Source organism: Salegentibacter lacus, from assembly GCF_020164555.1.
Classification (GTDB): Bacteria; Bacteroidota; Bacteroidia; order Flavobacteriales; family Flavobacteriaceae; genus Salegentibacter; species Salegentibacter lacus.
Genome location: NZ_JAIQZB010000030.1, coordinates 19,224 through 30,138 on the forward strand (window position 1 = coordinate 19,224; position 10,915 = coordinate 30,138).

Sequence of the window (10,915 nt, forward strand, 5' to 3'; positions counted from 1 at the left end):
GAACCTCGAAAAATCACACCCTCAATTAGGGATTAAAATCATTTTAATGAGAATAATTTCAGGAACACATAAAGGGAAAAGATTAATGGCTCCCAAAAAGCTACCGGTACGCCCTACTACCGATATGTCTAAGGAAGCCCTTTTCAATATCCTGAATAATAATTTTCAGTTTTCAAAATTAAGCGTTCTCGATCTTTTTTCGGGAACGGGTAATATCGCTTATGAATTTGCATCGCGTGGAAGCCAAGAAATCACGGCAGTAGATGCTAATTTTGATTGTGTGAAATTCATTAAAAAAACGGCACAGGAATTAGATTTGAATATCACCACCATTAAAAGTGATGTCTTTAAATTCCTTGAGAAAGCTTATGTAAAAGCTGATATAATCTTTGCCGATCCTCCTTACGATTTTGAAAAGGAAAAATTCTCTAAAATCCCCGAACTCGTCTTTGAAAAAAACCTACTTAATCCAAATGGTCAATTAATAATTGAACATTCTAAACATACTGATCTCTCAGATTTGCCTAACTTTATAGAAGGACGGCGCTATGGAGGTTCGGTATTTAGTTTTTTTGAGAATACAGATTAATTTCTACTGAAGAAAAATAGAGCTTCACAGGCTTACAATAGTGATGTTATGACGGAGAGGATTAAGACAATTGAACTTATTGATGTTACCTTAGAATTTTATGACGGGATGGTTATTTCTGAAGTAAAAGACGATGTGATTTTTGAAATTGAACACGTAGAGCAAATTCTAAGAATATGCAACGAAGTATATGAGGGTGCAGATTTTGTATATATTTCTGACCGAAAAAATAACTACAATGTAAACCCTACCATTTATTTTGAATTAAAAGACGTGAAAAACTTACTGGGAATAGCCATCGTGAGTCAACGTTATGAAGCTTTAAAAGTAGCTAATTTTGAAAAACAATTTTCTCCCGTTCCTTTTGATATTTTCTCTCATATGGAAGAAGCCCGGGCCTGGGCAAAGACATTATTATAAAAAAGCAGGCCTGTAATCCGGATTCTGTTCCTCCCGGTAAACCGGGATTCCCCTTATCATTTATCTCAGGTTTTTGTTGCCAAAAACTTTTAGCTGCCTACCCTCCGGTAGCAAGCGGGCCGCTTGCAAACACCGGTTTACATGGCATTGCACCGCATAGAGTTTACCTGATTTCACTACAGCATTACCTGTACATCCTTTCTGTTGCACTAGTCCTGATCCCGTAGCGGAAAACCGAAACGGAACCGGTGGGCGTTACCCACTATGCCGCCCTTTGGTGTCCGGAATTTCCTCCACCGAATAAATTCGTTGGCGATAAGGCGGCCTGCTTAATGCAAAGGTAGTTTTTTACAAAGCATCGCGATTAAAAAATTGTTGATTTCTTAGCTTTAATTGTTTAAAAATATAAGCGATTGCCTTAGAACTTAAGGAGGCTATTTTTATATTTGTAGCTCAATAAAATTCAATGGAACATTTTATAGTATCAGCTCGTAAGTACCGCCCACAAACTTTTAAAGATGTGGTAGGGCAACAAGCAATTACCAATACCTTAAAGAACGCCATTGAACACAACCATCTGGCCCAGGCACTTCTTTTTACGGGACCTCGTGGAGTGGGAAAAACCACCTGCGCACGTATCCTGGCAAAAATGATTAACCACGATGGTACGCAAAGCCCCGATGAGGATTTCGCCTTTAATATTTTTGAACTCGATGCCGCTTCTAATAACTCGGTAGACGATATAAGGAATTTGATAGACCAGGTAAGAATTCCCCCTCAAGTCGGGAAGTATAAAGTGTATATTATAGATGAGGTGCATATGCTCTCGCAATCGGCTTTTAATGCATTTTTAAAGACTTTAGAAGAGCCACCACAACACGCTATATTTATTTTAGCTACAACTGAGAAGCATAAGATAATCCCAACCATACTTTCGCGTTGCCAGATCTTCGATTTTAAAAGAATTACGGTAAGCGATGCTAAAAATTATCTGGGATATATAGCACAGCAAGAAGGGGTTAATGCTGAAGAAGACGCGTTAAACATCATTGCCCAAAAGGCCGATGGTGCTATGCGTGATGCTCTTTCTATCTACGACCGGGTAGTAAGTTTTAGCGGAAAAGACCTTACCCGGCAGGCAGTTACCGAAAACCTGAATGTACTTGATTACGATACTTACATTAAGGTTACCGATCTTATTTTAAGTAATAATATTCCGCAATTACTGCTCAGTTATAACGAGATTCTTTCCAGCGGATTTGATGGACACCATTTTATTAGTGGTCTGGCTTCGCATTTTAGAGATCTTCTGGTTTGTAAAGATCAAAAGACCATTCAACTTTTAGAAGTTGGGGAGCAGACCAAAGCCCGCTATTTTGAACAGGCTTCCAAAACCGATCATCAATTTTTGATTAAAGCGATAGACTTGGCGAATGAGTGTGATCTCAAGTATAAAACAAGCCAAAACCAACGTTTACTCGTTGAACTTTCATTAATGCAGCTTGCCTCTATCACTTTTGATGGAGAAAAAAAAAAGTTTGAACAGTCAATAATTCCCGCTTCAGTTTTTGAAAAACAACCCGCTCCACTTTCTTCGGAAGAAAAAGTTTTGGTGCGCGAGAATGAACACGGTGAAGCTTCAGCTGAAGCTCCAAAGGAAAGTCAGCTGCCTTCAGGAGAGAATAAAACTCCAAATGGCCATTGTGCCGATGATAAGCATGATAATTATCATTCAGAAGAAACTATGGTGCCCGAAGCGAATGATGAACAGGAAAAACCTGCCCCGGTTCCTCCAGCTCCAGAACCAAAACCAGTAACCGATTCAGAAGTAAAAAAAGAAAAGGTTTCCGGACTTTCATTAAAAAGTATTCAGAAGAAAAGGGAAATAGAAGCCCGCCAGCAGGAAGCTGCTCCAACAAAGGATGTGGTGCTTAAGGGTGAATTCAGCGAAACACAATTGCAGGCCACCTGGAATGACTATGTAAAACGCATTAAAAAACAGGGATCAAAAATTCTCGCTTCCATTCTTGAAACCGATTTACCTAAACTTCAAGAAGATAATCGCATTGTTATAGAATTACCTAACGAAACAATGAAAATTAACCTGGAGCGGGAGCAAAATAAATTGATGTCTTATCTGAAGCAAAAACTTCAGAATACAGAAATCAGGTTGGTGATTAATGTAAATGAGCAGTCGGCAAAAAAATATGCCTTCACTCCTATTGAGAAATACAATAAACTGAAGGAGAAAAATCCTTTAATAGATAAACTTAGAAGTACATTTGATTTAGACGTATAGATATGCTAGGATTAAAACTTCCCACAGACCCACGTTGGGCCAACATAGCCGAAAAAAATATTGAAGACATTCTTGTAGATCACGCTTATTGTGAGCAAAAGGCGGCTTCAACAGCAATTTCATTAATTGTTTCTTTCCCTGAATATACCGAATTGGTAGATGAAATGATCGCTTTATCCAGGGAAGAAATGGGCCATTTTAAAATGGTGCACGAGCAGTTGCTAAAACGTGGCTATGTTTTAGGCAGAGATAGAAAAGATGAATATGTAATTCAACTACTTAGTTTTTTTCCAAAAGGAGGCAGTAGAACCACACAGTTGGTTCATAGACTTCTAATCGCAGGATTAATCGAGGCCAGGAGCTGTGAACGTTTCAGGTTGCTTTCCGAAGAATTAAAAGACAAAGAACTCGCTGAATTTTACCATAAATTAATGGTAAGCGAAGCCAATCATTATACCATGTTCCTAAGGTTTGCCAGGAAATACGGCGAGCGAGAGGAAGTAGATAAAAAATGGCAGGATTTACTGGATTTTGAAGCTGATATTATGAAAGATCTCAGTAAAGATAAAACGATTCACGGTTAAACTTTTTAAGTGAAAAATATAAACCCAGATTTCTAAATTGGAAATCTGGGTTCGTTTAATTTACTTCCTTTTCCCGTTATAAAGTGATTTTATAATTCCGTCGGCCAGTCCTATTTTTGGAACAAAAATGTTATCGGCTCTTGCCCATTTCATAGAGTTTAAATAGATCCTTGAAGCAGGAATAATCACATCGGCACGGTCACTTTTAAGCTGTAGATCCATAACCCGTTCCTCGTAGCTTAAAGAATTCAGTAATTCATTGTATTTCTTAATATAAGCCAGGCTTAAAGGTTTTCCTTCCTTTTTACCGCTGGTTTTAAAGATATTGTTGATGTTTCCTCCGGAACCAATCATATCTATATCTTTATAAGGTTTTGTAGTTTCCCTCACCCATTTCTCCATCTCTTCCCAGGCACCATCTTCAACTAAATTATTTAAGAGACGTACTGTTCCCACTTTAAAAGATCTGGATGCAACGGTTTTCCCGCTGCTATAAAGCGTGTATTCGGTACTACCACCACCTACATCTACATACAGGTAATTACAATCGTTTTTAATTAGTTCGTGTAAATCTGTGGCAGCAATTATAGCAGCTTCGTGATTGCCATCTATAATTTCAATTTCTACACCGGTTTTTGCTTTTATTTTTTCAACTACTTCTGCGCCATTTTTAGCTTCGCGCATAGCCGAGGTAGCACAGGCTTTATATTTTACAATTCCGTGAGATTTCATTAAAAGATTAAAAGCTTGCATGGTATCTACCATACGTTCTATATTTTTTTCTGAAATCACGCTTTGTTTAAATACATCTTCTCCTAGCCTAATGGGAACCCTTACCAGTGATGTTTTTCTAAAATCGGTATCTGCCCTGCCTTTTTGTTCTGTAATAGTAGAAACAAGAAGCCTAACGGCATTGGACCCTATATCTATAGCTGCGTAGTTTTTTTGTGTAATCACAAGTTAAGTTTTTCTATCTTACTCACTAAGTGAGATTATCAATATTCGATTTTTGAGACTAAATTATTTTTTTTCTTTTTTAAAATGTTTTTCCGGCTCGTTCTCAGATAGTTTATTCACATAATAGTCGTACAATTCAAACTGAGAACGAAGTTTCTTAGAACTGCTATTTCTGTAAGCGTTATCCTGTTTAGCGGTAATCATCCTGGCTTTTACATTATCGTTCCAGCTAATATCAAAAGTTTCAATAATTTCCTGTTTAATTTCTTCGTCATAAATAGGGCAGGAAATTTCAACACGAAGGTCAAGGTTTCTTGTCATCCAATCGGCTGAAGAAATATAAACTTTAGAATTTCCGCCATTTTTAAATATAAAAACCCGTGGATGTTCCAGGAATTTATCTACAATACTTATCACTTCAATATTATCGCTTAAACCTTCAATCCCGGGAATAAGACAACAAACTCCGCGTACTATAAGCTTGATTTCAACTCCTGCCTGGCTAGCCTGGTACAATTTATCGATCATCGGATAATCTGAAAGACTATTCAGTTTTAAAGCGATACCTGAAGGTTTTCCTTCCCTGGCATTTTCAATCTCCTTTTGAATCAATCCAACAAAAGTATTTCGACTGTAATGCGGAGAAACTATTAAATGTTTGTATTTATTAACTTTATAATTGATTTCGAAGAAGTCGAAAACCTTATTTACTTCTTTCAAAATTTCAGTGTGAGCAGTAAATAAAGTATAATCGGTATAAATACGTGAGGTAGACTCGTTAAAGTTCCCGGTACTAATAAAACCGTAGCGCTTCATTTTGCCATCCTCTTCACGTTCTATCACACAAGCTTTACAATGAACTTTTAATCCCGGCACCCCAAAAATAAGTTGCACTCCTTCGGCCTGCATTTGTTCTGCATAGCGAATATTGGCTACTTCATCAAAACGTGCACGTAATTCAATTTGAACAATTACCTTTTTCCCATTTTTCACCGCATTAATTAGTGAACTGGCGATATGAGAAATCTTAGCCAGACGATAAATAGTTATTTTTATGGTTTTCACCTTAGGATCCAGCGCTGCTTCCCTTAAAAATTTAACCGTATAGGCAAAACTTTGATAGGGTGCGTACAGGAGAAAATCTTTCTTTGCAATACTACCAAACAAGCTGGTTTGTAGAATAAGGCCCGGAATTGGTAAAGGTTCAATGGGTTTATAAAGTAAATCTTCGCGTCCCAAACTGGGGAAATTCATATAATCACGACGGTTATGATAACGGCCACCTGGAATAATACTATCGGTAGATTCTATGCCCATTTTGTTCATTAAATAGGACAAGGTATCATCGGCAATATTCATGTCGTAGACAAACCTTACCGGCTCACCTTTAATTCGGTCTTTAACGCTACTGGAAATTTTCTCAATAAAACTTTTACTCAGGTCACTGTCAATATCCAACTCGGCATCACGTGTAATCTTTATCATGTGTGCCGAAATACTTTCGTATTCAAAAATATTAAAAATAGTCCCAAGGTTATAGCGAATCAAATCATCAAGCAAGATGATATACTGGTTTCCGTTTTCATTAGGCAATACCACAAAACGTTCTATACTGCGCGGAATCTCTATGAGGACGTATTTTTTTTCCTTTTCAGTTTTATCCAGAACTTTGGAAATACCTTTCTGCGGTTTTTCCTCCTTCATAATCATTTTTACTGCAAGATATGCGGCACTATCCTTTAAACTAGGAATCTCAGGTAAATCGTTGAGAATAATGGTAACCAATGCCGGACTTACTTTTGAAAGAAAGAAGTTTTTAATGAACTTTTCCTGGGAAAGAGAGACCTGTTTTTCATTTATAATGTGAATATTGTAATCTTTCAACTGGTGTTGAATATCATGTAAAACCTGCAAACTTTCAGCCTGCTGCTCTATTACAATTTGAGTGATTTCTTCAAGAAGTTTACTGGCTTTAATTCCTCCAAGAACACTCTTCCCTGCCTTCCCGGCGAGATCAATTCTCTTTACGGTTGCATACCTAACTTTAAAAAATTCATCTAAATTATTTGAAAAAATTCCTAGAAATCTCAATCGTTCTATAAGCGGTACGGTCTCATCTTCGGCTTCCTGTAATACCCGGGCATTAAATTGTAACCAGCTGAGTTCCCTGTTTAAATATTTTTTTTGCGGCATAAATTAGCGTAGGTTTTTTGGGAATAATTGTAATAAAGTTTTGCCGGTTTGAATGTCTTTCCAGTTGTTTGAATCAAAGTCTATTACACAAAGGCCGGTGGTGGGTAAATTATCCAGAGATTTATCTCCAAGCCGGTTTACCAAACTCGTCATTGCCGGATTATGGCCAAATACCATTAAGGTTTTTATACTCTCGGGGCAGGTTTTTAAAATAGACAGTAAATTATCGTCATCAAAAGTGTAAATTTCCTTTTTTATGGTGAACTTATCATCGGGTATTTGCAATTCGTCCTTAAAAAGTTTTGCCGTAGTATTTGCTCTTACCGCCGGACTGCTCCATAAAGTCAAATCTTCGCTTTGAAATTCCTTAAATGTTTTCAAAACTACATCAGCATCATTATAAGCACGTTTTTTAAGCGGTCTCTTTTCATCGGGTAAATTTTTCTCCCATGAAGATTTACCGTGTCTAACAAGAATTAGTCTTTTCATAACTTCAATTTTAAGGTGCTAAACGGTTACGTTCCCAGGTATCCATTTCTATAAATTCATAGATTATCCTATCGTGCAAACGGTTATTTCTACCCTGCCAGAATTCAAAACTTCGAGGGGTTACGAGATAACCACCCCAATGTGGTGGTTTATCTACCTCTTTATTATGATATTTCTCTTCAATCTCTTTTAAATTAACTTCAAGTTCTTCGCGTGAACCTAAGATATTACTTTGATTAGAGGCCCAGGCTCCTAACTGACTTCCGCGAGGGCGGGAACCAAAATAAGTAGCTGAATCTTCTTCTGAAGTTTTCATAGCAACTCCTTTTATAATTACCTGACGCTCTAATGCCGGCCAGAAAAATGACAGGCAAACCCTGGGGTTTTCTTCTATATCACGAGCTTTTTCTGAATTATAATTCGTGTAAAAACTAAATCCGTTCACTCCAAAAGACTTTAATAATACAATACGATTTTTTGGGAAACCTTCAATTCCGCAAGTAGCCAGACTCATAGCATTAACTTCAGAAATTTCAGGATGCTTTTCAGCCTCATCAAACCAGGCAGTGAAAAGTGGTAATGGAAAAGAGGGAAGATTATCTTCTAAAAGTTCACTTTTTCCGTAGCTTTTTCTGTAATCATCAAGGCTTTTTTGCATTGTTTTTTGCTTTGCTGCAATTTACAAGTTTTAGGCAAAAGCCAGAAGATTTTTGGGATAAGATTCTGCAATATTATAGATAAAATACACTTTTGGAATACAGAGAGATAAGGATGAATCGCGTTCAGAATCCATATTCAACAAATAAAAGCCTGGCTATTAAAATTTACATTTTATCTATTTAAGATGACATATGACTGAAATATTTTACTAACTGTCAGTTTTAAATTGAGCTAAAATAAATAAATATGAGTTTTACTTTAAATTTCTTACAAATTAAAAACAGTAATGCTATTAAGATTTTTATAGTTATTCTCACCATAAGTTAAGGAAGCTGTACGGCTGGAATGACAAATCCGGATAGTTAAAATAGAAATTATGAAGTATATGCCGCAGACTTTAATCCTCATAATTTAAATAAACTTCAAATTCCCTAAATGCGTGAAGGGAATTGGATAGCTTAAGGAACGATTAAAAATGGCAAGAGCGATAGCTATAATATTGAAATAGAGAATGGATTTTTAACTGTTATTTCTTACAAAAACAAAATGGAAGTGCCCACTTACCAAACCTTGTTAGAATGCGCAAGACAGGAATTGACATACAGTATTGAAGATGGATATGATATTTTCACCACTATAGAAGAATGATATATTTATGAAATTAACCTGGAAAAACACGCTCCAATAGAAGTAAATGAACATAGAATATTAAAGTATGAACAAAAATAAATACCCCGACATATTTTTAAATTTAGCCACCTTCATCAGGTGATTTTTTTATGTCAGTAATTAAGAGTTTTCACTAATTGATATTTTAATTAATATTGAGTTACATCTATATTTTAAGATTTTAAACCCCTGTTTTCCCTTAATTTTTCCCACTACCTTACCTTTTACCGAAAATATATGTGGTTATATCTAAAAAATCTTCAAAAACTTTTTTTACGGTTTTTAACCCCTAATTTTACTTAAGATTTAATATTTAACAGATAGGTCACCCCCAACTTTCCTATAGGTAATACTCCCTAATTTTACCTGAAATTAAATCTATTTTTAAAAAATTTACCTGTTTTCCCCAAAAAACAAATTACGATGGTCTAATCACCAGGTGATCAACCCTTTTATACCTGAATTTCTGAAATGAAATTCAAAGAAAGAATTATAACAATTAATTCTAAACATTTTTAATATGATTTGGAAAACTACTTTCGCATTTTTTATTACTCTGCTTAAACTCTCTTCACAAATTGATAGGGTTAGAAGGAGTAATAATAGTAAAATTTTTCTCTTATTAGTTTTGGGAAGTTTGCTCTCCGGTAATTTGGGATATTCCCAAATAGCGGAAACAAATAATCCGACTGATACAAGCAAAGAAAAGTGTAATTCACAAGATTTTGCTAATCTAACATTCTATATTGGAGATCAAAACGGAGCTCCGATTGCTAATTGTTCCGCAGGTGATAATGTGTCTGCATATATATGGGTGAATTCAGGTAACAATCCTAATAGATATTCTCTTTGGACACAATATACCCTTACAATTACAGATTCCGATGGCAATGCTACAAGTAAAACTTTCGAGGGTTGTAAATATAGAGGAGAAGCAATTCCAAATAATGGAAGTTTTCAAATATCTGAACAAATTAACTGGGAATGTGGATCTACGGTTGAGATCTCTCAATTTTATCTTTCTTGGCAGGAGAATTTAAACTCTAATGAATGTGGACCAACCAGTCCCAAATGTGTTAATTTAGGTGATATTACACGTGTGGAAACACCTGTGGTAGCCGATTTTGATTTTTCTCAAAACTGTGATAGTTATGTTGTGAATTTTGAAAATAAAACTTCAGGAGGTAATGACGAAAATGGTGCGTTTCAGTATACCTGGAATTTTGGAGGTTCAAATACAAGTAATGAGGAAAACCCTTCTTTTAATTTTACGGAAGCAGGTAATTATGAAGTGACATTGACTTCGGCGCAAGGTGCTGAAACAAACACAATTACTCAAACCGTAAGTGTACTTGATCCAATTGAGGTTTCTTATGTAAATGAAGACCTTGACTGCAGTGAAAATAGCACTGGATCTATAGATATATCAGTTACGGGAGGTACAGGGAACTATACCTATTCCTGGACAGGACCTGACTTTAATTCTACCGATGAAGATCTTACAGGTCTGGATGAAGGCACCTACCAAGTAACCGTTACAGATGGTAATAACTGTAGTGTAACCCAGGAAATCACTTTAAGTAGACCAGAAGCTCCTGATGCTCCTGTAGTAGCCGGTGAAGTTTCTCAGCCAACTTGCGATATAGCCACCGGATCTTTCAGCATCACTGCTGTAACCGGAATGGAATATAGCTTTAATGGCGGTGCTTTTGAAACTACTACTTCCTGGTCTGAACTTGCTGCCGATACTTATACTGTAACTGCAAGAAATGCTGACGGATGTGAATCGGAAGCACTTTCTGTAACAATAAACGCTCAACCTGAAACTCCTGATGCTCCTGTAGTAGCCGGTGAAGTTTCTCAACCAACTTGCGATATAGCCACCGGATCTTTCAGCATCACTGCTGTAACCGGAATGGAATATAGCTTTAATGGCGGTGCTTTTGAAACTACTACTTCCTGGTCTGAACTTGCTGCCGATACTTATACTGTAACTGCAAGAAATGCTGACGGATGTGAATCGGAAGCACTTTCTGTAACAATAAACGCTCAACC

At 36.5% G+C, this 10,915-nt stretch carries 9 protein-coding genes and 1 other RNA gene; 5 read left to right on the top strand and 5 right to left on the bottom strand.

The window, feature by feature from the left end:
* Positions 1 to 46 precede the first annotated feature (46 nt).
* Positions 47 to 589, top strand: coding sequence for an RsmD family RNA methyltransferase (locus tag LB465_RS17135; RefSeq protein WP_224471146.1), 543 nt, complete (start codon positions 47 to 49; stop codon positions 587 to 589).
* 48 nt (positions 590 to 637) lie between these two features.
* Positions 638 to 1,009: a hypothetical protein gene (locus LB465_RS17140; RefSeq protein ID WP_224471147.1), complete on the top strand. Its 372-nt coding sequence runs from the start codon at positions 638 to 640 to the stop codon at positions 1,007 to 1,009.
* Here the strand turns inward: LB465_RS17140 and rnpB are convergent.
* An RNA gene (gene rnpB, locus LB465_RS17145) (RNase P RNA component class A) lies at positions 1,007 to 1,341 on the bottom strand. The genes LB465_RS17140 and rnpB overlap by 3 nt on opposite strands.
* Before the next feature lie 134 nt (positions 1,342 to 1,475).
* On the opposite strand from rnpB, the gene LB465_RS17150 reads away from it, so the two are divergent.
* Together LB465_RS17150 and miaE are read left to right on the top strand one after the other, a co-directional pair.
* Entirely contained in the window at positions 1,476 to 3,308 is a 1,833-nt protein-coding gene (locus LB465_RS17150; protein WP_224471148.1) for a DNA polymerase III subunit gamma/tau, read from the top strand.
* Positions 3,309 to 3,310: 2 nt separating this feature from the next.
* On the top strand, positions 3,311 to 3,892 hold the full coding sequence (gene miaE, locus LB465_RS17155) for a tRNA-(ms[2]io[6]A)-hydroxylase (RefSeq protein WP_224471149.1): 582 nt from the start codon (positions 3,311 to 3,313) through the stop codon (positions 3,890 to 3,892).
* Between the two features lie 60 nt (positions 3,893 to 3,952).
* Here the strand turns inward: miaE and LB465_RS17160 are convergent, their stop codons facing one another.
* The 4 genes from LB465_RS17160 to pdxH all read right to left on the bottom strand — a co-directional run bounded on the left by LB465_RS17160 (position 3,953) and on the right by pdxH (position 8,189).
* Positions 3,953 to 4,849 (bottom strand): Ppx/GppA phosphatase family protein, encoded by an 897-nt coding sequence (locus LB465_RS17160; RefSeq protein ID WP_224471150.1) that lies wholly within the window; start codon positions 4,847 to 4,849, stop codon positions 3,953 to 3,955.
* A 63-nt stretch (positions 4,850 to 4,912) separates the two neighbouring features.
* Entirely contained in the window at positions 4,913 to 7,042 is a 2,130-nt protein-coding gene (gene ppk1 / locus LB465_RS17165; protein ID WP_224471151.1) for a polyphosphate kinase 1, read from the bottom strand.
* Between the two features lie 3 nt (positions 7,043 to 7,045).
* On the bottom strand, positions 7,046 to 7,531 hold the full coding sequence (locus tag LB465_RS17170; protein WP_224471152.1) for a SixA phosphatase family protein: 486 nt from the start codon (positions 7,529 to 7,531) through the stop codon (positions 7,046 to 7,048).
* Positions 7,532 to 7,541: 10 nt separating this feature from the next.
* Entirely contained in the window at positions 7,542 to 8,189 is a 648-nt protein-coding gene (gene pdxH / locus LB465_RS17175; RefSeq protein WP_224471153.1) for a pyridoxamine 5'-phosphate oxidase, read from the bottom strand.
* 1,191 nt (positions 8,190 to 9,380) lie between these two features.
* Here pdxH and LB465_RS17180 point away from each other — a divergent pair.
* Positions 9,381 to 10,915, top strand: a 1,535-nt coding sequence (locus LB465_RS17180) for a PKD domain-containing protein (RefSeq protein ID WP_224471154.1), incomplete at its 3' end; no start/stop codon positions are given.